Annotated in this window: 19 protein-coding genes and 1 pseudogene; 16 read left to right on the plus strand and 4 right to left on the minus strand. The window is 67.4% G+C overall.

The genetic code is table 11. The features are described 5' to 3' along the window. Position 1: 1 nt before the first annotated feature. From NM962_21755 to proB, 13 genes and pseudogenes are all read left to right on the plus strand, one after another. Positions 2–574 carry a molybdenum cofactor guanylyltransferase gene (locus NM962_21755; protein ID UVO12440.1) on the plus strand — a complete coding sequence of 191 codons (573 nt, stop codon included), beginning with the start codon at positions 2–4 and terminating at the stop codon, positions 572–574. Positions 575–1507: 933 nt separating this feature from the next. Next, positions 1508–1741 (plus strand): annotated as a pseudogene (locus NM962_21760) (transglycosylase family protein). Positions 1742–1836: 95 nt separating this feature from the next. Then, positions 1837–3093 carry a saccharopine dehydrogenase NADP-binding domain-containing protein gene (locus NM962_21765; protein ID UVO12441.1) on the plus strand — a complete coding sequence of 419 codons (1257 nt, stop codon included), beginning with the start codon at positions 1837–1839 and terminating at the stop codon, positions 3091–3093. Between the two features lie 98 nt (positions 3094–3191). Next, the gene (locus NM962_21770) at positions 3192–3776 is read left to right on the plus strand and encodes a DUF937 domain-containing protein (GenBank protein UVO12442.1); all 585 of its coding nucleotides are present in this window, start codon (positions 3192–3194) and stop codon (positions 3774–3776) included. Positions 3777–3855: 79 nt separating this feature from the next. After that, positions 3856–6495 carry a valine--tRNA ligase gene (locus NM962_21775; protein ID UVO12443.1) on the plus strand — a complete coding sequence of 880 codons (2640 nt, stop codon included), beginning with the start codon at positions 3856–3858 and terminating at the stop codon, positions 6493–6495. After that, positions 6492–7907 (plus strand): bifunctional folylpolyglutamate synthase/dihydrofolate synthase, encoded by a 1416-nt coding sequence (locus NM962_21780; protein UVO12444.1) that lies wholly within the window; start codon positions 6492–6494, stop codon positions 7905–7907. Before NM962_21775 ends, NM962_21780 begins: the two co-directional genes overlap by 4 nt. After that, on the plus strand, positions 7904–8254 hold the full coding sequence (locus tag NM962_21785) for a DUF4233 domain-containing protein (protein ID UVO12445.1): 351 nt from the start codon (positions 7904–7906) through the stop codon (positions 8252–8254). The genes NM962_21780 and NM962_21785 overlap by 4 nt, the downstream gene beginning before the upstream one ends. 85 nt (positions 8255–8339) lie before the next feature. Then, positions 8340–8786, plus strand: coding sequence for a nucleoside-diphosphate kinase (ndk, locus tag NM962_21790; GenBank protein ID UVO14889.1), 447 nt, complete (start codon positions 8340–8342; stop codon positions 8784–8786). Positions 8787–9163: 377 nt separating this feature from the next. Further along, on the plus strand, positions 9164–11965 hold the full coding sequence (locus NM962_21795; GenBank protein UVO14890.1) for an Rne/Rng family ribonuclease: 2802 nt from the start codon (positions 9164–9166) through the stop codon (positions 11963–11965). A gap of 152 nt (positions 11966–12117) precedes the next feature. Next, positions 12118–12429, plus strand: a complete 312-nt coding sequence (gene rplU, locus NM962_21800) for a 50S ribosomal protein L21 (GenBank protein ID UVO12446.1) — start codon at positions 12118–12120, stop codon at positions 12427–12429. Positions 12430–12446: 17 nt separating this feature from the next. Continuing rightward, on the plus strand, positions 12447–12707 hold the full coding sequence (gene rpmA / locus NM962_21805; protein ID UVO12447.1) for a 50S ribosomal protein L27: 261 nt from the start codon (positions 12447–12449) through the stop codon (positions 12705–12707). 48 nt (positions 12708–12755) lie between these two features. After that, positions 12756–14201, plus strand: a complete 1446-nt coding sequence (gene obgE / locus NM962_21810; protein ID UVO12448.1) for a GTPase ObgE — start codon at positions 12756–12758, stop codon at positions 14199–14201. Beyond that, complete coding sequence (gene proB / locus NM962_21815; GenBank protein ID UVO12449.1) at positions 14198–15304, plus strand: glutamate 5-kinase; 1107 nt, start codon at positions 14198–14200, stop codon at positions 15302–15304. Before obgE ends, proB begins: the two co-directional genes overlap by 4 nt. A 139-nt stretch (positions 15305–15443) precedes the next feature. Here proB and NM962_21820 read toward each other — a convergent pair whose 3' ends face one another. After that, positions 15444–16079 (minus strand): TetR/AcrR family transcriptional regulator, encoded by a 636-nt coding sequence (locus NM962_21820; GenBank protein ID UVO12450.1) that lies wholly within the window; start codon positions 16077–16079, stop codon positions 15444–15446. A 105-nt stretch (positions 16080–16184) separates the two neighbouring features. On the opposite strand from NM962_21820, the gene NM962_21825 reads away from it, so the two are divergent. Continuing rightward, complete coding sequence (locus NM962_21825) at positions 16185–17444, plus strand: cytochrome P450 (GenBank protein UVO12451.1); 1260 nt, start codon at positions 16185–16187, stop codon at positions 17442–17444. Here the strand turns inward: NM962_21825 and NM962_21830 are convergent. The 3 genes from NM962_21830 to NM962_21840 are packed head-to-tail and all read right to left on the minus strand — an operon-like array spanning position 17394 to position 20113. Beyond that, a complete protein-coding gene (locus NM962_21830; protein UVO12452.1) occupies positions 17394–18668 on the minus strand; it encodes an MFS transporter in 1275 nt (424 codons plus the stop codon). The genes NM962_21825 and NM962_21830 overlap by 51 nt on opposite strands. Positions 18669–18717: 49 nt before the next feature. Next, positions 18718–19569: an NAD-dependent deacetylase gene (locus NM962_21835; GenBank protein UVO12453.1), complete on the minus strand. Its 852-nt coding sequence runs from the start codon at positions 19567–19569 to the stop codon at positions 18718–18720. Between the two features lie 4 nt (positions 19570–19573). After that, positions 19574–20113 (minus strand): cysteine hydrolase, encoded by a 540-nt coding sequence (locus tag NM962_21840; GenBank protein ID UVO12454.1) that lies wholly within the window; start codon positions 20111–20113, stop codon positions 19574–19576. A gap of 56 nt (positions 20114–20169) precedes the next feature. Here NM962_21840 and NM962_21845 point away from each other — a divergent pair, with 56 nt between their 5' ends. Both NM962_21845 and NM962_21850 read left to right on the plus strand, forming a co-directional pair. Continuing rightward, positions 20170–22224 carry an NAD(+) synthase gene (locus NM962_21845; GenBank protein ID UVO12455.1) on the plus strand — a complete coding sequence of 685 codons (2055 nt, stop codon included), beginning with the start codon at positions 20170–20172 and terminating at the stop codon, positions 22222–22224. Positions 22225–22239: 15 nt separating this feature from the next. Beyond that, positions 22240–22983: a methyltransferase domain-containing protein gene (locus tag NM962_21850; GenBank protein ID UVO12456.1), complete on the plus strand. Its 744-nt coding sequence runs from the start codon at positions 22240–22242 to the stop codon at positions 22981–22983. Positions 22984–22996 lie beyond the last annotated feature (13 nt).

Below are 22996 nucleotides of genomic sequence, written 5' to 3' on the forward strand. Positions count from 1 at the left end.
CATGACTGCCGGTCGGTTGGCCGGAGTCGTGCTGGCCGGCGGCGCCTCGCGCCGGATGGGCCGCGATAAGGCCACTCTGACCGTGCCGGGCCGCTTCGCCGGTTTGACTCTGGTGGAACACCAGGTATCGGTGCTGGCGCAGCGTTGTGATCCCCTCTTCGTGGTGGCCGCCCAGGGCCAGGCGTTGCCCGATCTCGCTGCACAGGTGCTGCGCGACGCAGTGCCCGGGCTGGGTCCGTTGCCCGCGATCGGGCTGGGGTTGCATGCAGCGGCACAGGCCGGCGCCCCACGCGCCTTCGTCTGTGCGGTCGACATGCCTTTTCTGACAACGGATTTGATCGACGCGCTTACTTCTCCCGTGGCCGACGTCGTGCTGCCGCACGCTGATCGCGACCACTATCTGGCCGGGGTGTATCGCACCACGCTGGCCGACACCGTCGATTCCTTGGTCGCGTCCGGGGAACGCCGGGTGGGCGCGTTGATCGACGTGGCCGACGTCCGGCGGATCATGCTGGCCGACGCGTCCCCGCTGGCCAATCTCAACTCTCCGGACGATCTCGCCGATCTGCGCTGAGTCGCATAGCAGCAAATATGGTTTGTCGTTGCGAATAAAGCGTTATTCGGGGCGCACAGGTAATGAAATATATCGTCGTATTATCTGCGTGAGATACAAAAATTATTGGCGCGACGCGGAGTTTTCCACTCGGGGAGCTTGTTGTATGAGTCTGGAAACGCTTGTAGCGCAACGTAATTGGTTCGGGGCCTCGGGCGACGGTGGATGTTGAGACGAGCCGGATTGCAGCGCCTATTCCGCACGCGAAATTACGTGATGGTTCGGTAGAGGCGCAGCTTTCGCCTGCTTGACGCGCTGCGAGCAGTCCAGGCCCGATGACCTGCGACGAATGAGGTAGATGATGCTGCTGGGACCTCTGTAGCGGGCGATTCTCGGCTGAGGGGGCGATGAACCGTTCTCAAATTCCGGCATTTGCAGTGGTCCAGCCCACAAAAAACCCGTGATCTGACTCACGCTCATCGGCGCCGGCTGCTAGGTCGACAGAACACCGAAAGCGGGTGCTGACCTGCTATGACCATTCCCGACCGCAACGTGATGGTTTCGTGATCTAGCCGAAATATTCGCGTCATGCGGTTGGACTTGTCGTATGAACGTTTCGTAAGTTTCCTCTCGCCCTAATGCAAGGCAAACAAATTGAATCGACGGAACCGCGTGTGAGCGGGGCCGCGGGCGGCCCCTCAAACGTCTCCGCGGTGCCGGGTGTCATCCCGGCGGGCGTATCTGCCCCCGCTGTCGTGCCTGACCTAGACGGCACGTCTCGAAGACCACTCCCGCCTGAAGCCCAGGCATGCCGGCCCACTGCCGTGGGCGCACTTCGGCGCGCGCACTGCGAAAGGAACGATGTTGAAGAACGTCCGCAAGCCCCTGACCCTGGCCGCGATCGCCGGCGCCCTGATCACCGGCGCGGTCGCCCTGTCCGACGCCACCGCCAAGGCGGACAGCGTCAACTGGGACGCCATCGCGGCCTGCGAGTCGGGTGGCAACTGGTCGATCAACACCGGCAACGGCTACTACGGCGGACTGCAGTTCAACGCCGGCACCTGGCGTGCCAACGGTGGCAGCGGCATGCCGCACAACGCCAGCCGTGCCGAGCAGATCCGGGTTGCCGAGAACGTTCTGCGCAGCCAGGGCATCGGTGCCTGGCCGGTGTGCGGCCGTCGCGGCTGACCATCCCTGTAGCGCTATCGACGACGGCGCCGGGCGACCAGCCCGGCGCCGTCGCCGTCGGATAGGGGCTCGGGCCGGCGAGTAGCGTCGGGCGCGTGCCTGACACGCCTCGTGAGCTCGACATCATCCTCTATGGGGCCACCGGTTTCGCCGGGAAGCTGACCGCCCAATACCTGGCCCGCGCCGGCGCAGCCGCCCGGATCGGGTTGGCCGGCCGCTCGGCGGAGCGGGTGCGCGAGGTCCGCGACGGTCTCGGATCGCCAGCCCAAGACTGGCCGATCGTGGTGGCCGACGCCGACAAGCCCGCAACCCTGGGGGCGATGGCGGCCCAGACCCGGGTGGTGATCACCACCGTGGGTCCCTACACCCGTTATGGCATGCCCTTGGTCGCAGCCTGCGCTGCGGCCGGCACCGATTACGTCGACCTCACCGGCGAGACGCTGTTCGTGCGGGAGAGCATCGACCGCTACCACAGGCAGGCCGCCGACAACCAAGCTCGCATCGTGCACGCCTGCGGCTTCGATTCCATCCCCTCGGACATGAGTGTGTACGCCTTGTATAGGGCTGCCTGCGACGACGGCACCGGGGATCTGCTAGACACCGACTTCGTTGTGCGGGGCGCCTCCGGTGGGGCGTCCGGCGGCACCCTCGCGACCATGATTGAGTTCCTCAGCGCCGCCGCCAACGACCCGAAGGCCCGACGCCAGCTGTCGGATCCCTACACGCTCAGCTCGGATCGGTCCGCCGAGCCGCGATTGGGCCCCGAGCCGGACCTGTCCTGGCGGCGGGGCCAAGACATCGCGCCGGAACTCGACGGAATCTGGACCGCCGGCTTCGCCATGGCACCTGTCAACACCCGCATCGTGCGGCGCAGCAACGGACTGCTGGACTGGGCCTACGGTCGCCGCTTCCGCTACGCCGAGCACATGAGCGTCGGCTCGTCGGCCGCGGCACCTGCACTGTCTGGACTGGCCACTGGAATGGGCAAGGCGACCTTCGGGGTCGGCGGCCACCTCTTGCGGCTGGTGCCGGCCGGATTGCTGGAACGGGTGTTGCCCAAGCCGGGCACCGGCCCCAGCCGGAGCCGTCGCGAGAACGGCTACTACCGCATCGAGACCTACACGACCACGAGCAGCGGGGCCCGCTACCGGGCCGACATGGCGCAGCGGGGCGACCCCGGCTACCAGGCCACCTCGGTGCTGTTGGGCGAGAGCGCGCTGGCGCTGGCGCTGGACCGCGACGCACTGTCGGACCACTACGGCGTGCTCACCCCGGCGGCCGCGATGGGCGATGTGCTGCTGGCCAGACTGCCCGCAGCGGGTGTGACGCTCGAGGTTTGTCGGCTGCGCTGACCGGGGCTCAATTGGCCGGTGCCGGGCACTGATCTTTCCGCTAATGTCGTTTTCGACCGCTGCTCCTAGCAGCACCCAGCAACGAAGGTGGAATCATCATGGCCGGCCTCGACGATCTCTTCGCTCAGATCCCCATCCAGGACATCGCTAACCAGCTCGGCGCTGACTCGGGTGAAGTGGACAGCACCATTCGGACCCTGGTGCCGGTACTGGTCGGCGGGTTGAGCCAGAACGCCCAAGACCCGAGCCAGGCCGACAGCATCGTCAACACCGCCGCCACCTTCGCCGCCCAGGGGCTGCTGGACAACGCGTTCGGTGCCAGCCAGTCCGAAGGCCAGCAGGTGATCTCCACCATCTTCGGCGGCAACAACACCAGCGAGGTCGCCTCGGCACTGTCGGGTGCCGGAGCGGGCAACAACGACCTGCTGCAGAAGCTGCTGCCGATCATCGCGCCGATCGTGCTCGCCTACATCGGCAAGCAACTGACCGGCCAGAAGGCCGAGCCGGCCCAGCAGCAGGCCTCCGGTGGCGGTCTCGGTGACGTCCTGGGCAGCATCCTGGGTGGTGCAGCCGGCGGCGGAGGCAACAAGTCGATGGGCAGCATCCTGGGCAACGCGCTGGGCGGCAAGACCGGGGAGGCGATCGGCGGAATCCTCGGCGGGCTGCTCGGCGGTAAGAAGTAGCTCGTCAGCACAAAGCCCTCGGACCGACCAGGTCCGGGGGCTTTGGCGTCTCTCGGGCAGTCATTCCTAGAATCAAGCGGTGACTGACACTTCCAACGCCGCCAACGCCGATCACCTGCCCAAGTCATGGGAGCCGGGTGCGGTAGAGGACGCGATCTACCAGCGTTGGGTGGATGCCGGCTACTTCACCGCTGATCCCACCAGCGACAAGCCCGGCTACTCGATCGTGCTGCCCCCGCCGAACGTCACCGGCAGCCTGCACATGGGCCACGCGCTTGACCACACCCTGATGGACGTGTTGACCCGTCGCAAGCGGATGCAGGGCTACGAGGTGTTGTGGCTGCCCGGCATGGACCACGCCGGCATCGCCACCCAGAGCGTGGTGGAACGCCAGCTCGCCGTCGACGGCAAGACAAAAGAAGACTTCGGCCGCGAACTGTTCATCGAGAAGGTGTGGGACTGGAAGAGGGAGTCGGGCGGCACCATCGGGGGCCAGATGCGCCGCCTCGGCGACGGCGTGGACTGGAGTCGCGAACGCTTCACCATGGATGACGGCCTGTCGCGGGCGGTCCGCACCATCTTCAAGCGGCTCTACGATGCGGGGCTGATCTACCAGGCCGAACGACTGGTCAACTGGTCGCCCGTGCTGGAGACCGCGATCAGCGATCTTGAGGTCAAGTACGACGACATCGAGGGCGAGCTGGTGTCGTTCCGGTACGGCTCGCTCGATGACACCGAGCCCCACATCGTGGTGGCCACCACCCGGCTGGAGACCATGCTCGGTGACACGGCGATCGCGGTGCATCCCGACGACGACCGGTACCGCGACCTGGTGGGCAGCTCACTGCCACACCCGTTCTCCGACCGGCAGATCGCCGTGGTTGCCGACGCACACGTGGACCCCGAATTCGGCACCGGCGCGGTCAAGGTCACGCCCGCCCACGATCCCAACGACTTCGAGATCGGTCTGCGCCACCGGCTGGACATGCCGACGATCCTGGACAAACGCGCCCGGATCACCGGCACCGGAACACAGTTCGACGGCATGGACCGCTTCGAGGCGCGCGTCGCGGTGCGCGAAGCGCTGGCCGCGCAAGGCCGCATCGTGGCCGAAAAGCGGCCCTACCTGCACAGTGTCGGGCATTCCGAGCGTAGCGGTGAGGTCATAGAGCCGCGGCTGTCCATGCAGTGGTGGGTCGACGTCTCCTCGCTGGCCAAGGCCGCCGGTGACGCGGTTCGCGACGGCGACACCGTCATCCATCCGAAGAGCCTGGAGCCGCGCTGGTTCGCCTGGGTCGACGATATGCACGACTGGTGTATCTCGCGGCAGCTGTGGTGGGGGCATCGCATCCCGATTTGGCACGGGCCCAACGGCGAAAAGGTTTGCGTCGGACCGGATGAGACCCCGCCTGAGGGCTGGGAGCAGGACCCCGACGTGCTGGACACTTGGTTCTCCTCGGCGCTGTGGCCGTTCTCCACGATGGGCTGGCCAGACGCCACGCCGGAGCTGGAGAAGTTCTATCCCACCAGCGTCTTGGTGACCGGCTACGACATCTTGTTCTTCTGGGTGGCTCGGATGATGATGTTCGGCACCTTCGTCGGTGGCGACGCTGCGCTGCCCGACGCCCATGTTCCGTTCCGTAACGTGTTCTTGCACGGCCTGATCCGCGACGAGCACGGCCGCAAAATGAGCAAGTCCAAGGGCAACGGGATCGATCCACTGGACTGGGTGGAGACGTTCGGCGCCGATGCCCTGCGGTTCACCCTGGCCCGCGGCGCCGGCCCCGGCAGCGACCTCTCGATCGGAGAGGACCACGCCCGTGCGTCGCGCAACTTCGTCACCAAGCTGTTCAACGCGACCCGATTCGCGCTGATGAACGGCGCCTCGCTGGCGCCATTGCCGAGCATCGATGAGCTGACCGATGCCGACCGCTGGATCCTGGGTCGCCTGGAAGAGGTTCGCGCCGAAGTGGATTCGGCGTTCGAGGGCTACGAGTTCGGGCGGGCCTGCGAGGCGCTGTACCACTTCGCCTGGGACGAATTCTGCGACTGGTACGTCGAATTGGCCAAGACGCAGCTGGGGCAGGGACTGACCCACACCACGGCCGTGCTCGCGGCGGTGCTGGACAGCCTGTTGCGACTGTTGCACCCGGTGATCCCGTTCGTCACCGAAACCCTGTGGCAGGAGCTCACCGGTGCAGAGTCTCTGGTGATCGCGGACTGGCCGGCCCCGTCGGGCATCGCCTTGGACAAGGTTGCCGCGCAACGGATCACTGACATGCAGAAGCTGGTGACCGAGGTGCGTCGCTTCCGCAGCGACCAGGGTCTGCGCGACCGGCAGAAGGTCTCGGCCCGGTTGACCGGCATCGACGACGCCGACCTGGCCACCCAGGTGGCCGCGGTGGCCTCCCAGGCCTGGCTGACCGAACCGGGGGAGGGCTTCGCGCCGTCGGCCACCGTCGAGGTGCGACTGACTCGCGGCACCGTCGTCGTCGAACTGGACACCTCCGGGACCGTCGACGTCGTCGCCGAACGCCGCCGCCTGGAAAAGGACCTGGCCACGGCGCGCAAGGACCTCGATGCCACTTCGGCGAAGCTGGGCAACGCCGAGTTCCTGGGCAAGGCACCTGAGGCTGTGATCGAGAAGATCCGGGCCCGCCAACAGCTGGCCCGCGACGAGGTGGAGCGCATCACCGCGCGTCTGGCAGGCCTGGCGTGACCGATCAACCGATCGGCACCTCTGAGCCCACTCCGGACGAGATCGCGGCACTGCTCCAGGTCGAGCACCTGCTTGATCAGCGGTGGGGTGAGTCCAAGATCGAGCCGAGCCTGACCCGCATCAACGCCTTACTGGAACTGCTCGGCTCGCCGCAGCGCAGTTACCCGTCCATCCACGTCGCCGGCACCAACGGCAAGACCTCGGTGGTGCGGATGATCGACGCGCTGCTGACGGCGTTCAGCCGCCGCACCGGGCGCACCACCAGCCCGCATCTGCAGTCGGCGGTCGAGCGCATTGCGATCGACGGCCAACCGATCAGCCCGGCGCGCTATGTGGAGACTTACGCCGAGATCGAGCCCTTCGTGCAGATGGTCGATGCGTCCTCGCAGGCCGACGGCGGGCCGGCCATGAGCAAGTTCGAGGTGCTCACCGGGATGGCGTTCGCGGCGTTCGCCGACGCCCCAGTCGACGTCGCCATTGTGGAAGTCGGACTGGGCGGCCGCTGGGACGCCACCAACGTCGTCGATGCTCCGGTCGCCGTCATCACCCCCATCGGCATCGACCACGTCGACTACCTCGGTGAGGACATCGCCGGGATCGCCGCGGAGAAGGCCGGCATCATTCACCGCTCCTCGGACGAACTGACCGACACCGTGGCGGTGATCGCCCGCCAGCTGCCCGAGGTGATGGAGGTGTTGCTGGCGCAGTCGGTGCGCGCCGACGCCGCGGTGGCACGGGAGACCTCGGAGTTCGCGGTGCGCACTCGCCAACTCGCGGTCGGCGGGCAGGTGCTGGAACTGCAGGGCTTGGGCGGGGTGTACTCCGATATCTTTCTGCCGCTGCACGGCGAGCATCAGGCCCACAACGCGGTGCTGGCGCTGGCAGCGGTGGAGGCGTTCTTCGGGGCCGGCGCCGAGCGTCAGCTCGACGTCGAGACCGTTCGGGCGGGGTTCGCCGCGGTGCGCAGCCCGGGCCGACTGGAGCGGATGCGCAGTTCGCCCACGGTGTTCATCGACGCCGCGCACAACCCGGCCGGCGCCGCCGTGTTGGCCCAGGCCCTGGACGAGGATTTCGACTTCCGGTATCTGGTCGGTGTGGTCAGCGTGCTCGGTGACAAGGACGTCGACGGCATTTTGGCAGCCCTGGAACCGGCCTTCGATCGAATTGTGGTGACCCATAACGGTTCTCCGCGTGCGCTGGACGTCGAGACTCTCACCGTGGCAGCAGCGCGGTGGTTCGGTGACGAGCGAGTGGTCACCACCGAAACGCTCGAGGATGCAATCGACACCGCCACGGCACTGGTCGACGAGTACGACTCCGAGGGAGACGCGTCCGGGGCCGGGATCGTCATCACCGGCTCGGTAGTCACTGCCGGCGCTGCTCGCTCTCTGTTCGGGAAGGACCCGGCATGACCCAACAGCCTGATGCTCCCGACCCGTGGCGGGGTTTTCGCGGCGTGATGGCCGCAACGCTGATACTCGAGGCCATCACGGTGCTGCTGGCGCTGCCGGTGGTCAGCGTCGTCGGCGGCGGTCTGACACCGTTCTCGCTGGCATATCTGCTCGGCCTGGCGCTGGTGTTGCTGCTGTTCGCTGGTATCCAGGGCCGCAGCTGGGCGATCTGGGCCAACCTGGCGCTGCAGCCGGTGCTGGTGGCCGGGTTCGCGATTTACCCCGGCGTGGGCATCATGGGCCTGGTGTTCACCGCGGCGTGGGCGCTGATCGCCTATTTCCGTGCCGTGGTCCTGCGACGCTCGTGACGGAACCGGCGACCGGGCCGGTACGCTATCGCCCGTGCCGCTGGCGATGATGCAGGGCGGAACGATGGAAGAGGAGCGGCGCTGCATGACTGAGCGGACTTTGGTGCTGATCAAGCCGGACGGCGTGAACCGTCGGCTGGTGGGCGAGATCATCAACCGCATCGAGAAGAAGGGGCTGACGTTGGCGGCCCTGGAGCTGCGGCCGGTGCAGCAGGCCGTGGCCCGGCAGCACTACGCCGAGCACGACGGCAAGGCGTTCTTCGCCTCGCTGCTGGACTTCATCACCTCAGGTCCCGTGGTCGCCGCCGTGGTCGAAGGACCGCGCGCGATCGAGGCGTTCCGGCAGCTCGCCGGCGGCACCGACCCGGTGGCCAAGGCCACCCCGGGCACCATCCGCGGCGACTTCGGTCTGGAGACCCAGTTCAACCTGGTGCACGGCTCGGACTCGCCGGAGTCGGCCGAGCGTGAGATCGCGCTGTGGTTCCCCGACCTGAAGCCGTCGGCGCCGACGGCCCCCATGACGCTGGCCTGACATCGGAGTTAGCGCCTTTCGTCCGGCCCCTGTGGATTGTGTGGGATACTGACTAACGGGTGAACGTCACCGGACCGGTGTCCGACACCCGAATGAAGACTTCGACGAGTGCGACGGTCGCGATATGTGATGCGGCGCCGATCGCCGGTCTTCATTCAGCCAGGCACCGAGTCGGTTCAACCCGAGCCCCTCGGAGCGAGACCACCACAAGCCCGGGGAAGTGAGCCGGGCCCATAACGAGAAGTCCTCGCGTGGCCGCGTCGCAACGACGCGCCCGGGGGCTTGAGGAGACGTACGTGGCAGACCCCTCTCTTTTTAAAGGCCCTGACTCAGAGGCACCGGCAGCGCCGGGCGAGCACGAAGAGTTACCCGATCGACTGCGGGTGCACTCGCTGGCGCGGGTGCTGGGCACCACCAGCCGGCGCGTCCTGGACGCGCTGACCGAGCTGGACGGCCGGGCGCGCAGCGCCCACTCCAGCGTGGATCGTGTCGAGGCGGTGCGGGTCCGCGACCTGCTGGATTCGTTCGCCGAGCCTGCGGTCTCCGGGTTGTTCCAGGAGGCCGGCGAGGCCGAGGCAACCGGTGAGGTCCCCGACGAGCCGGAGTCTCGGCTGCTGCTCGAGACGGCCCCGGAGCCGGCCGCCGTACGGGCGGACTACATGCCGTTGTTCGTCGCGCCCCAGCCGGTCGCCTTTGAGCGCCCGGTACCCCGCGTCGTCGAAGAGGACGCCGACGATGATGAAGACGACGACGACCTCGCCGGCTCCGACGCCGATGCTGACGCCGATGACGAGAACGGCGACCGCCCGGCCAACCGGCGCCGCCGCCGTGGGCGCCGTGGCCGTGGCCGTGGCCGCGGGTCCGAGGGTGCGGCAGCCGAGGACGCCGACGACGAGACCGAGGACGACGACTCCGCCGCGGAATCGGAGGAGGCCGACGACGCCGAGGACGCCGCCGATGATGAGGGCGGCTCGGCCGAGGACGTGGGCAACCGTCGCCGTCGCCGTCGCCGTCGGCGCAAAGCCGGAGCCGGTGAGGAAGAGGACGCCGGGTCGTCGGACGACCCACCCAACACCGTCGTGCACGAACGGGCTCCGCGCGCCAAGTCCAGCAGGTCCGCCAAGAGTGACCGCGGCACCGGTGACGACGAGATCCAGGGCATCACCGGCTCGACACGGCTGGAGGCCAAGCGGCAACGCCGCCGCGACGGCCGCGACGCCGGGCGCCGTCGTCCGCCGATCCTGAGCGAGGCCGAGTTCCTGGCCCGCCGCGAGGCCGTCGAACGCCGGATGGTGGTCCGTGACCGGGTCCGGACCGAGCCGCCGCACCAGGGTGCCCGCTACACCCAGATCGCCGTGCTGGAAGACGGCGTGATGGTGGAGCACTTCGTCACCTCAGCCGCCTCCACTTCGCTGGTGGGCAACGTCTACCTGGGCATTGTCCAGAACGTGCTGCCGTCGATGGAGGCCGCCTTCGTCGACATCGGCCGGGGCCGCAACGGCGTGCTGTACGCCGGTGAGGTGAACTGGGAAGCCGCCGGTCTCGGTGGCGCCAACCGCAAGATCGAACAGGCGCTCAAACCCGGCGACTATGTCGTGGTGCAGGTCAGCAAGGACCCCATCGGACACAAGGGCGCCCGGCTGACCACGCAGGTGTCGCTGGCCGGTCGCTACCTGGTCTATGTACCGGGCGCGTCGTCGACCGGCATCAGCCGCAAGCTGCCCGACACCGAACGTCAGCGTCTCAAGGAGATCCTGCGCGAGGTGGTTCCCGCCGACGCCGGCGTGATCATCCGCACCGCGTCGGAGGGCGTCAAAGAAGAGGACATCCGCTCCGACGTGGAACGCCTCCAGGAACGCTGGAACCAGATCGAGGCCACCGCGGCCGAGACCAAGGGGAAGGCCGCCGGGGCGGCGGTGGCGCTCTACGAAGAGCCCGACGTGCTGGTCAAGGTGATCCGAGACCTGTTCAACGAGGACTTCTCGGAGTTGGTGGTCTCCGGTGACGACGCCTGGGCCACGATCAACGAGTACGTGGGCTCGGTGGCCCCCGAACTGCTGCCGAAACTGACCCGCTACCAGTCGCCCACCGGCCCGGATGGCCAAGCCGGCCCGGACGTGTTCGCCGTGCACCGCATCGACGAGCAGCTGGCCAAGGCGCTGGACCGCAAGGTCTGGCTGCCTTCGGGCGGCACGTTGGTCATCGACCGGACCGAGGCGATGACGGTGGTCGACGTCAACACCGGCAAGTTCACCGGCTCCGGGGGCAACCTCGAGGAGACGGTGACCAAGAACAACTTGGAGGCCGCCGAAGAGATCGTGCGGCAGCTTCGCCTGCGTGATATCGGCGGCATCATCGTCATCGACTTCATCGACATGGTGCTGGAGTCCAACCGGGACCTGGTGCTGCGTCGGCTGACCGAGGCACTGGGCCGCGACCGGACCCGCCATCAGGTCTCGGAGGTGACGTCGCTGGGGCTGGTGCAGCTGACCCGCAAGCGGCTGGGCACCGGGCTGATCGAGGCGTTCTCGACGAACTGCCAGCACTGCGCCGGGCGCGGCATCATGCTGCACGCCGACCCGGTCGACTCGGCCGCGCCGGGACGCAAGACGGAATCGGGCGGCGGCGGCACCACCACCAGCAGCCGCCGCAGCAAGCGTTCGAAGAAACCGAAGGTCGACGAACCGGCAGTCGTCAAGGTTCCGGTGCACACGCCCGGTGACCACCCGATGTTCAAGGCGATGGCCGCGGCCAGCGACCGGCACGACGAGTCGGACGACGAGCACGAGACTGCGCCCGACGGCGACGAGCTGGTGGTGAACCTCGCCGAGCAGGACGCCGAAGGCACCGAAGAGGCCGAGGGCGCCGACGAGGTGGCCCAGGAGTCCCTGGAGTCCGACGTGGCCGATGAGGACCTCGGCGACGACGATGATGACGCCGACGACGAGGATGTCGACGACGATGACGACGAAGTCGATCTCGACGATGATGATGACGAAGATTTCGACGACGACCTGGATGTCATCGATGAGTCTGATGAGTCCGACGGAGACGACTCCGACGATGCAGAAGACTCCGAGGACTTTGATGGGCCCGACGAGCCCGAGGTGGCAGTTGCGGTGGTCGAGCGTCCCCGACGTCGGCGTGCGGCGGCCCGGCCGGCCGGGCCACCGATCTAACGTAGTGCCGGTTTGACCCCTTAGCCGCTGGTCACGTACCCTTGACCAGTTGTCGCCAGGCGGGAATAACCACAGCTCGGCGGACAGAACCCCAGACACCTGCGCAAGTCCCGATGGCGTGCGCGCCCGAGAAGCAGAGGTAGAAACCAACGATGGCGACGTACGCAATCGTCAAAACCGGCGGCAAGCAGTACAAGGTTGCCGTTGGTGACGTGCTCAAGGTTGAGAAGATCGAGTCCGAGCCGGGATCGTCGGTCTCGCTGCCGGTCGCGCTGGTTGTGGACGGTGCCACCGTCACCACCGACGCCGCCAAGCTGGCGAAGGTCGCGGTCACCGGAGAGGTCCTGGAGCACACCAAGGGCCCCAAGATCCGCATCCACAAGTTCAAGAACAAGACCGGCTACCACAAGCGGCAGGGTCACCGTCAGCAGCTGACCGTGCTCAAGGTCACCGGAATCAAGTAGCAGCAGGAGGCAGCGAGATGGCACACAAAAAGGGCGCTTCCAGCTCACGTAACGGGCGCGACTCCAACGCCCAGCGACTCGGCGTCAAGCGGTTCGGCGGCCAGGTTGTCAAGGCCGGCGAGATCCTGGTCCGCCAACGGGGAACCCACTTCCACCCCGGCGTCAACGTCGGGCGCGGCGGCGACGACACCCTGTTCGCCACGGCACCCGGTGCGGTCGAATTCGGTGTGAAGCGCGGCCGCAAGTTGATCAACATCGTGCCTGTCGCCCGCGACTAGTCGCTGGCGTAACTGGGCGCCGTTCGGCGCCGGATAGGTAGTAACGCCATGTCCCGGTTCGTCGACCGCGTTGTCATCCATGTGCGGGCCGGCGACGGGGGCAACGGCTGCGCCTCGATTCACCGGGAGAAGTTCAAACCGCTCGGTGGTCCTGACGGTGGCAACGGCGGCCGCGGCGGCAGCGTCGTGCTGGTCGTCGACCCCCAGGTGCACACCCTGCTGGACTTCCACTTCCGGCCACACATCGACGCGGCCTCCGGCAAGCAGGGCCAGGGCAACAACAAGGACGGCGCGTTCGGCGCGGACCTGGAGATCAAGGTGCCCGACGGCACCGTCGTGCTCGACGAGCACGGGCGGCTGCTGGCGGACCTGGTAGGCACGGGTGCCCGCTTCGAGGCGGCAGCCGGCGGACGCGGCGGTTTGGGCAACGCGGCACTGGTGTCGCGCGCCCGCAAGGCGCCCGGCTTTGCACTGTTGGGGGAGAAGGGCGAGACCCGCGACCTCACCCTGGAACTCAAGACCGTCGCCGACGTCGGGCTGATCGGATTCCCCTCGGCGGGCAAATCCGCGCTGGTGTCGGTGATTTCGGCGGCCAAGCCGAAGATCGCCGACTATCCGTTCACCACACTGGCGCCGAACCTGGGCGTGGTCTCGGCCGGAGAGAACACTTTCACCGCGGCAGATGTGCCCGGGCTCATTCCCGGTGCCTCGGCCGGTCGCGGGCTGGGCTTGGACTTTCTGCGGCACATCGAACGCTGCGCCGTGCTGGTGCACGTCGTAGACTGCGCGACCGCCGAGCCGGGCCGCGACCCGCTCTCCGATATTGAAGCGATCGAAGCCGAACTGGCCGCCTATACCCCGACCATGCAAGGGGATTCGACGCTGGGCGACCTGGTCGACCGGCCGCGGGCGGTGGTGCTCAACAAGATCGACGTGCCCGAGGCGCTGGAGATGGCCGAGTTCGTCCGCGACGACATCGTGGCTGAGCGCGGTTGGCCGGTGTTCATGGTCTCCACGGTGAGCCGTGTCGGCTTGCGGCCGTTGACCTTCGCGCTGGCCGAGATGGTGACGGCGTACCGCGCGGCGCAACCGGAGCCGGTGGCGCGCCGCCCGGTGATCCGTCCCGTGCGCGCGGGCGAGACCGGATTCACCGTGGAATCCGACGGTGAGGGCGGCTTTATCGTGCGCGGGTCGCAGCCCGAGCGCTGGGTGCACCAGACCAACTTCGACAACGACGAAGCGGTCGGCTACCTGGGCGACCGGCTGGCCCGACTCGGGGTCGAGGACGAACTGCTGAAGCGCGGCGCCAAACCGGGCTGCGCGGTGACCATCGGCGAGATGACCTTCGACTGGGAGCCGGCAACGCAGGCCGGGGTCGACATCACACTGTCCGGCCGCGGCACCGACACCAGGCTGGAGCGCACCGACCGAGTGGGTGCCGCTGAGCGCAAGGTGGCACGCAAGCAGCGCCGAGAGCATCCGGAGGACGAGTGACCGGCAGTGCTGCGCGCGAAGCGATTCGCACCGCGCGCACCGTCGTGGTCAAGATCGGCACCACCGCGCTGACCACCGAGTCCGGCATGTTCGACGCCGCCCGGCTGGCCGGGCTGGTCGAGGCGATCGAGGGCCGAATGAAGTCCGGCTCGGACGTGACGATCGTGTCCTCGGGGGCTATCGCCGCCGGGCTGGAGCCGCTTGGATTGGCCAAGCGGCCAACCGATCTGGCCACTAAACAGGCCGCCGCCAGTGTGGGCCAGGTGGCGTTGGTCAACGCCTGGAGTGCCGCCTTCGGCCGGTTCGGCCGCACCGTCGGGCAGGTGTTGCTGACCGCCCAGGACGTCTCGATGCGGGTGTCGCACACCAATGCCGCCCGTACCCTGGACCGGCTGCGCTCATTGCACGCGGTGGCGATCGTCAACGAGAACGACACGGTGGCTACCAGCGAGATTCGGTTCGGCGACAACGACCGCCTCTCGGCGCTGGTGGCGCATCTGGTGGGCGCCGACGCGCTGGTGCTGCTCTCCGACATCGACGGCCTCTATGACTCCGATCCCCGCAAGGGCCCGGCCCGCCTGGTCCCCGAGGTAGCGGGACCGGATGATCTCGCCGATGTGGTTGCCAGCGAGGGCAGCCACCTGGGCACCGGCGGCATGGTGTCGAAGCTGTCGTCGGCACTGCTGGCCGCCGATGCGGGAGTTCCGGTGTTGCTGGCCGCGGCCAGTGAGGCCGCTGCCGCGCTTTCGGACGCATCGGTAGGCACCGTCTTCGCACCCCGGGCGCAACGGATGTCGGCACGCAAGTTCTGGGTCCGCCATGCCGCGGACGCGGCCGGGATGTTGACGCTGGACGCCGGGGCCGTCGAGGCGGTACTGGCGCGCCGACGCTCCCTGCTGCCGGCCGGGATCACCGCGGTCGCGGGCAGGTTCTACGGCGGCGACGTGGTCGAACTGTGCGGCCCGGACGGGGCCGTGGTGGCCCGCGGCGTGGTCGGTTACGACGCTGCGGAGTTGGACGCCATGATCGGCCATTCGACCGCCGAGTTGGCACCGGACGCGCGCCGGCCGGTCGTGCACGCCGACGACCTGGTCGCGGTGTAATCCTTGGGCGCAGGTCACCTACAAGACCCGGGTGCCGCCGGCGTGTGGCCGGTCCGCATTGTTGCCCAGCCGGCGGAAATGGCGGCGCCGCAGGATCGAGAGCTCCCACGATCGCTCGGCTTGGACCGTGTAGTGGGCGCTATTTCTCGGTTGGCTTGAGATACAGCGTGCCCCAAACGATTTCAGTTAGGGCAGTGGCGAGCTCGGCATCGTAGTCCGCGTCGCGGACCGGCAGGTTCTGCTGGCAGACCCGCTCCACCATCCAGGTGAGCGCGTTTGCGGTCGCGGCAACGGGTAAGTCGCGACGAATGGAGCCGTCGGCCTGGCCGTCTTCGATGACCTGAGCCACTCGGCCGGAGATGCCGGTCAGCAGGTCGCGGTAGGTGGCGCCCACCAGCGGGTCGTAGCCGGCCATCTCGCTGAGCGCGATCAGCAGCGGTTGATGCCGCCGATAGTTGGCGATGATCGAGGTCATCGCGGCGTGCACATCGTCGGGATCGCGGCGCTGCGCCACGCCCCACCAGCGCTCGGCCCCCGAGGCGAGATCGCCGAACACCTGGCCGGCGAGCCGGCGCAACAGATGACCCTTGTCCTCGAAGTAGATGTAGAAGCTGGCGCGCGAGATGCCGGCCTCGGTCGCGAGGCGGTCCACGCTCAGTTCGGTGAAGCTGGCGCCGGCGCTCATCAGTCGCTCGGTGGCGTCGAGAAGCTGCCGTTCGATCTCCTCGCGCCGCTCTTGGCGGCTGGCGGGGGGCTTGCGGGTCACAGAAGCCACAGCGGTCAGCGTAACGGCAAACCCGACGTCTTGACTAGACACTATGTCTAGACCTACTGTCGGACCGAGCCCGGTGTGACCGGGGCCATACGCCGAGGAGGTCTCGTGACCGCACCATCCGCCGCGCTGCGCAGCTACGACGCGGTCGACCTGTCCTCCCGCGCGTTCTGGTCCAGTACCGCTGAAGAGCGGGAGCGCTCGTTCGCGGTGCTACGGGCCGAGCGTCCGGTGAGCTGGCACCCCCCGGTGGAGGACGCCATGCTCAACGACCCCGACGATCCCGGCTATTGGGCCGTCACCCGCCACGCCGACATCGTCTCGGTGAGCCGGAACAACGACGTGTTCTTGTCGGGAAAGGGCGTGCAGTTCGAGAACTTCCCCGAGGAGTTGCTGGAGACCACGCAGTCTTTCTTGGCCATGGATCCGCCGCGGCACACCAAACTGCGCAAACTGGCCACCGCGGCGTTCACTCCCCGCCAGATCAGACGCATCGAGGACTCGATCAAGGCCAGCGCCAAGGCAATCGTCGCCGAACTCAAGGCCGCCGGCAGCGGGGCGGACTTCGTCGAGCACTGCGCCAAGGAACTGCCGCTACGCACGCTGGCGGACATGGTCGGCGTGCCGGAATCCGAGCGCGCACAGGTGGCCCATGCCGCCGATGCGCTGGTGTCGACCAACGACCCGGTATTCCTTGACGGGCGCGACCCGCTGGCGGTGATGGGCGAAAACATCATGTACCTGCACCAGGTGGCGGGTGCGCTGGCCGCCGAGCGCCGGGAGCGCCCCGGCGACGACCTGTTCAGCAGCCTGGTGAACGCCGAGGTCGACGGCGACCGGCTCACCGACGCCGAGGTCAGCGCCTACTTCGTGCTGCTGTCGGTGGCCGGCAATGACACCACTCGCCAGACCACCAGCCATGCACTTAAGGCGCTCACCGACTTCCCTGGGCAACGTTCCTGGCTGCTGGAGGATTTCGACCGCCGGATCGGGACAGCGGTCGAGGAGTTCATCCGCTACGCGACACCGGTGATGACCTTCCGTCGAACCGCCGCAACCGATTACGAGCTCGGCGGGCAGACCATTCGGGCCGGCGATAAGGTGGCCATGTTCTATGCGTCAGGCAACTGGGATGCGGCGGTGTTCGACCATCCCGATCGCCTGGATCTGAGCCGCGACCCCAATCCGCATCTGGGCTTCGGCGGCGGCGGGCAGCACTACTGCCTGGGGACCCATGTGGCGCGTGCCCAGCTGCGCGCCCTCTTCGGTGAGTTGCTCCACCAACTGCCGCGCATCGAGGCCGGTGATCCGGAGTACTTAGCGGGCAGCTTCATCCACGGCATCCGGGCCATGGCTTGCACCTTCTAGGTCCGTGCCGAAGTGCCGGCCGGTGGCGTCCTTGCCGATCGCGGTCAGCACGATGACGGCGAGCAGCGTCGGCACCACCGTGACGACCAGGGCGTACGGGTAGCCGTGGGCGGCCGCCAAGTGCTCCTGGATCGGCAAGTTGAACGCAGCGAAGAGATTGCCCAGCTGGTAGGTCACGCCCGGGTAGAAGCCGCGGATCGCATCCGGCGACATCTCGGTCAGGTGTGCCGGGATGACGCCCCAGGCGCCCTGCACGCAGATCTGGATCAGGAACGAGCCCAGGCACAGCATGCCCGCGGTGTGCGACAACGCGAACAGCGGCACGATCGGCAAGCCCATCACCGCGGCCCAGATGATCGCGTAGCGCCGGCCCAACCGCTGTGACAGCGAGCCGAAGATCAGCCCGCCGATGATCCCGCCGATGTTGTAGATCACCGCGATCCACTTGGCCGTGACATGGGACAGACCTGCCCCGTCGGGTGAGGTCAGAAACGTCGGGTAGATGTCGTGGGTGCCGTGGCTCATCCAGTTGAACGCCGTCATCAGCAACACTAGGTAGCAGAACCGGCGGATCACCTTGGCGTCGGTGAAGACATCGCGAATCTTGGTGTGGGTCAGCCGCATCCGGTCCTGGGTGGCCTGCCATATCTCCGACTCCGTCACCCGGTAGCGGATCAGCAGGCTGACCATGGCCGGCAGGATCGACAGCCCGAACAGCCAGCGCCAGGACAACCCCAGCACGTCGTTCACCAGGAGCGAGGCCAGGGTGGCGGCCAGGTAGCCGAACAGATAACCCTCCTGCAGCAGCCCGGAGAAGAACCCGCGGCGCTCGGGCGGGATCTTCTCCATGGCGAGCGCGGCGCCCAGTCCCCATTCGCCGCCCATCCCGATCCCGTAGAGCAGACGCAGAATCACCAGCACGGTGAAGGTGGGCGCGAACGCGCACAAGAACCCCACCGTCGAGTAGAAGACCACGTTCACCATGAGTGGTATTCGTCTGCCGACCCGGTCGGCCCACAGCCCGAACAGCAGCGCCCCGAGTGGGCGCATCACCAGCGTGGCCGTGGTCAGAAACGCGACCTCGGTCTTGGTGTGGCCGAAGGTCTTGGCGATGTCGGCATAGACGAACACCACGATGAAGTAGTCGAATGCATCCATCGACCAGCCCAACACGGCGGCGAGGAACGAGTTGCGCTGGTCGGGGGTGAGCCGCTGCTTTGTCACCGGAGCATCGTGCCGGATTTCGGAGCGATTGTGTGCCGCTACTGACGGATTACCGCGACGAGATTTCGCAGGCCAGCTCCGAAGCCATCAACGCCAGTGTCGGCGAACAACCGCCGTCGATCTTGACGTCGGCCAACTCATCGCCGCGGGTGGGGCCGCGGTTGACGATCGCGACCGGGACACCGCGCGCGGCGGCGTGGCGAACAAACCGGTAGCCGGAGAACACCGTCAGTGACGAACCCGCCACCAGCAATGCCTCTGCGTCATCGACCATCGAATAGGCTTGAGCGACGCGTTCTTTGGGGACACTTTCGCCGAAATAGACGATGTCGGGCTTGAGGATCCCGCCGCAATGCCGGCAGTCGACGAAGCGAAATGACGCGGTATCGGTGACGACGGCGTCCGCATCGGGCGCCACGGCGATACCGCCGAGCCTCCCCGCCCGGTCGATGAACCCGGGGTTGAGCTGCTCGAGCTGCTCGTCCAGCGACGCTCGGCTCAAAGATTGCCCGCAACTCAAGCAGACCACCGTCGCGTAGCTGCCGTGCAGATCCACCACGTGTCGGCTTCCTGCTTTGGTGTGCAGCAGATCGACGTTCTGGGTGATCACCCCGGTCACCACACCCGCTGCTTCCAGCGCGGCCACTCCCAAGTGCCCGATATTGGGTGCGGTGTCGGCCATGTGGCGCCAGCCGATGTGGTTGCGAGCCCAGTACCGCTGACGAAACACCGGGTCGCCGGTGAACTGGGCGATGGTCATCGGGTTGGTCGGCGGCGAGTCCGGGCCACGATAGTCCGGAATGCCGGAATCGGTGGAGATGCCGGCGCCGCTGAGCACCGCGACCCGCCGGCCCGCCAGCAGCGTCAGCAGGTCGCAGACTGTCGGCTCGGTTCGGCCCATCCGGCTAGCGTAGGCACTTCGCGGCGGTCGACGTCTCAGCAGCCATGTTGCGGCACATCATCTCCAGTGCGGCGGCACCCAGTTCGGCGTCGATGTGGGCGACGGCGTCGACCGGTATCACCACCGGAAGGTGCCGTACATAGGCGTCCAGGGCGGTATAGAGGATGCATTGCTCGGTGACCTGGCCGGCCAGAATCAACCGACGGGTGCCGAGCCGGCCGAGCAGGTACTCCAGCGGGGTGGAATAGAAGGCGCTGTGTCGCACCTTGGTCATCAACCGGTCGCCGGCCACCGGGGCGACGGGCCGAACCAGCTCGGGTCTGTTGCCGTTCAGCGCCGACGCGGCGATCTGGGCGAATCCACCGGTGAAATCGCCGTAGTTGTCGTTGACGTAGATCAGGTCGACATCGTTGGCGGCCCGGCTGCGTTCCACCAGGTCGGCCAGTGGTTCGACGATCTGCGCGACGTTGTCGGCCAGTTGCTCGGCGTCGGCGTGGCGGTAGGCGTTGAGCATGTCGACGACCACCACCGCGGTTTCGGTCATGCCCTGGTGATACCCGAAAGCTGCACGTTGACACAGTCCAGGCGACAATGGGGGCAATGGAGCATTCTGGGGACTTCTACAACGCCTACCGGCATGGGTTCGCGCGGGTTGCCGCCTGCACGCACCGCACCGCGCTCGCCGACCCGGCCGTCAACGCCGAGTCGGTGCTACGGCTGGCGCGCGAATGCCATAACGACGGCGTCGCGCTGGCCGTATTTCCCGAGCTCACCCTGTCGGGATACTCCATTGACGACATCGTGCAGCAGGACAGCCTGCTCAGTGCCGTCGAGGCGGCGCTGCTCGGCGTGGTCGCGGCGTCGACGGAGCTGCTGCCGGTCTTGGTGGTGGGGGCACCGCTGCGCTATGCACACCGCGTCTACAACACCGCGGTCGTCATCCACCGCGGGCGCATCCTGGGCGTCGCGCCGAAGTCCTACCTGCCGACCTACCGGGAGTTCTACGAAGGCCGCCAGCTGGCTGCCGGTGCCGACGAACGCGGACTCATTCGGCTGGGCGGCGTAGAGATCCCGTTCGGGCCGGACCTGCTGTTCGCCGCGACCGATCTACCCGGGTTCGTGTTGCACGCTGAGGTGTGCGAGGACATGTTCGTGCCGGTGCCGCCCAGCGCACAGGCGGCCCTGGCCGGCGCGACGGTGCTGGCCAACCTGTCCGGCAGTCCGATCACCGTCGGGCGCGCCGACGACCGCTGCCTGTTGGCCCGGTCGGCCTCGGCGCGCTGCCTGGCCGCGTATGTCTACGCCGCCGCGGGCGAGGGGGAGTCGACCACCGACCTCGCCTGGGACGGCCAGACCATGATCTGGGAGAACGGCACGCTGCTCGACGAAAGCGAACGGTTCCCCAGCGGCCCGCGCCGATCGGTCGCCGACGTCGACCTCGGACTGCTGCGCTCGGAGCGGCTTCGCATGGGCACCTTCGACGACAACCGCCGCCACCACCGGGATGCGGTGCAGGCGTTCCGGCGGGTGGAGTTCATTCTGGACCCGCCGGCCGGAGACATCGGGCTACGGCGGGTGGTCGAACGATTCCCGTTCGTGCCGTCGAATCCGCAGCGCCTGCAACAGGACTGCTACGAGGCCTACAACATCCAGGTTTCTGGACTGGAGCAGCGGCTGCGCGCACTGAACTGTCCCAAGGTGGTCATCGGGGTGTCGGGCGGACTGGATTCGACGCACGCCCTGATCGTCGCGGCTCGGGCGATGGACCGGGAAAACCGGCCGCGCAGTGACATTCTGGCGTTCACCATGCCCGGCTTTGCCACCGGTGAGCGCACCAAGGCCAATGCCGCCGCACTGAGCAAGGCGCTGGGAGTGACGTTCGCGGAGATCGACATCCGCGAGACCGCGAAACTGATGCTGTCCGAACTCGGGCACCCGTTCGCGCGCGGTGAAGCCGTCTATGACGTCACGTTCGAGAACGTCCAAGCCGGTCTGCGCACCGATTATCTGTTCCGGATCGCCAACCAGAACGGCGGCATCGTGCTGGGCACCGGCGACCTGTCCGAGCTGGCGCTGGGCTGGTCCACCTACGGGGTGGGCGATCAGATGTCGCACTACAACGTCAACGGTGGAGTGCCCAAAACCCTGATCCAGCACCTGATCCGGTGGGTGATCAACTCCGGGGAGTTCGACTCCGACGTATGCGCGGTGCTGGCCTCGGTGCTTAACACCGAGATCAGCCCGGAACTGGTGCCGGCGACTGACGGCGAAGAGATTCAGCGCAGCGAGGACAAGGTGGGCCCGTACCCGCTGCAGGACTTCGCGCTGTTTCAGGCGCTGCGGTACGGATTCACCCCTGCCAAGACCGCGTTCCTGGCCTGGCATGCCTGGCATGACGTGGAAGCGGGTTCCTGGCCGCCCGGATATCCGGCGGACAAACGCCAGGCCTATTCGTTGGCGGATATTCGGCGCTGGCTGAAAGTCTTTGTGCAGCGGTTCTATTCGTTCAGTCAGTTCAAGCGCTCGGCGCTGCCGAACGGGCCGAAGGTGTCCCACGGCGGTTCGCTGTCGCCGCGGGGAGATTGGCGGGCTCCGTCGGACATGTCGGCGCGGATCTGGCTTGACGAGATCGAACGGGAGATTCCGCAGGAGTAGGGAGGAGCACTGAGGATGGCCGACATTAGAAGGTTTCCGTTGTCACCGGCGTTGCAGCGGGCCATGACCCTGCTCAGCGATCCACCGTCGGACCCGCAGGTGAGCCGCGGCTATCTCGACCTGCTCGACGGGGCAGGGGAGCGGGCCGCGCAGCAGAACACCGGCGCCATCCAGCGGTTGTGGGCCTCAAGGTTCGGGTCGATGTTCTACGACAACGCCCAAGCGGTGGCCCGCCGCCTGCTCGAAGCCTGGCAGCACCCGATCGACTGGCTGGAGATCCCGGCCGGCGGGGTGGCGCTGGACGTCGGCTGCGGGCCGGGCAGCATCACCACCTCGCTGGCCCAAGCGGTCGGCCCAGAAGGTTTGGCACTGGGCATCGATGTCTCAGAGCCGATGCTGGCCCGGGCGGTGCGGGTGCAGGCCGGCTCGCAGACCGGCTTCCTGCGCGCCGATGCTCAGCAACTCCCGCTACGCGACCAGACTGTTGATGCTGTGGTCTCTATCGCTGTCCTGCAGCTGATCCCCGATCCGGTGGCCGCGCTGGGCGAGATGGCGCGGGTGCTCAAGCCCGGCGGGCGCATCGCACTGATGGTGCCCACCGCCGGATCGGCCTCCCGGCTATGGCAGGTGCTGCCCAAGGCCGGCGCGCGGGTGTTTGACGACGACGAGATCGCCGACACCCTTGAACTCCAAGGTCTCACCGGCGTGCGGGTCAAGAACTTCGGCACCATCCAGTGGGTGCGGGCCAAACGGGACTGATCGTCTGGCAGGG

This window comes from Mycobacterium sp. SVM_VP21, from assembly GCA_024758765.1.
Taxonomy (GTDB): domain Bacteria; phylum Actinomycetota; class Actinomycetes; order Mycobacteriales; family Mycobacteriaceae; genus Mycobacterium; species Mycobacterium heraklionense_C.

Excerpts from the sequence above, each read along its gene's own strand:
- NM962_21755 (UVO12440.1), top strand. The coding sequence starts at position 2 with ATGACTGCCGGTCGGTTGGCCGGAGTCGTGCTGGCCGGCGGCGCCTCG.
- NM962_21770 (UVO12442.1), top strand. The coding sequence starts at position 3,192 with ATGGCCGGCCTCGACGATCTCTTCGCTCAGATCCCCATCCAGGACATC.
- NM962_21785 (UVO12445.1), top strand. The coding sequence starts at position 7,904 with ATGACCCAACAGCCTGATGCTCCCGACCCGTGGCGGGGTTTTCGCGGC.
- ndk (UVO14889.1), top strand. The coding sequence starts at position 8,340 with ATGACTGAGCGGACTTTGGTGCTGATCAAGCCGGACGGCGTGAACCGT.
- rplU (UVO12446.1), top strand. The coding sequence starts at position 12,118 with ATGGCGACGTACGCAATCGTCAAAACCGGCGGCAAGCAGTACAAGGTT.
- rpmA (UVO12447.1), top strand. The coding sequence starts at position 12,447 with ATGGCACACAAAAAGGGCGCTTCCAGCTCACGTAACGGGCGCGACTCC.
- obgE (UVO12448.1), top strand. The coding sequence starts at position 12,756 with ATGTCCCGGTTCGTCGACCGCGTTGTCATCCATGTGCGGGCCGGCGAC.
- NM962_21835 (UVO12453.1), bottom strand. The coding sequence starts at position 19,569 with ATGGGCCGAACCGAGCCGACAGTCTGCGACCTGCTGACGCTGCTGGCG.
- NM962_21840 (UVO12454.1), bottom strand. The coding sequence starts at position 20,113 with ATGACCGAAACCGCGGTGGTGGTCGTCGACATGCTCAACGCCTACCGC.
- NM962_21845 (UVO12455.1), top strand. The coding sequence starts at position 20,170 with ATGGAGCATTCTGGGGACTTCTACAACGCCTACCGGCATGGGTTCGCG.
- NM962_21850 (UVO12456.1), top strand. The coding sequence starts at position 22,240 with ATGGCCGACATTAGAAGGTTTCCGTTGTCACCGGCGTTGCAGCGGGCC.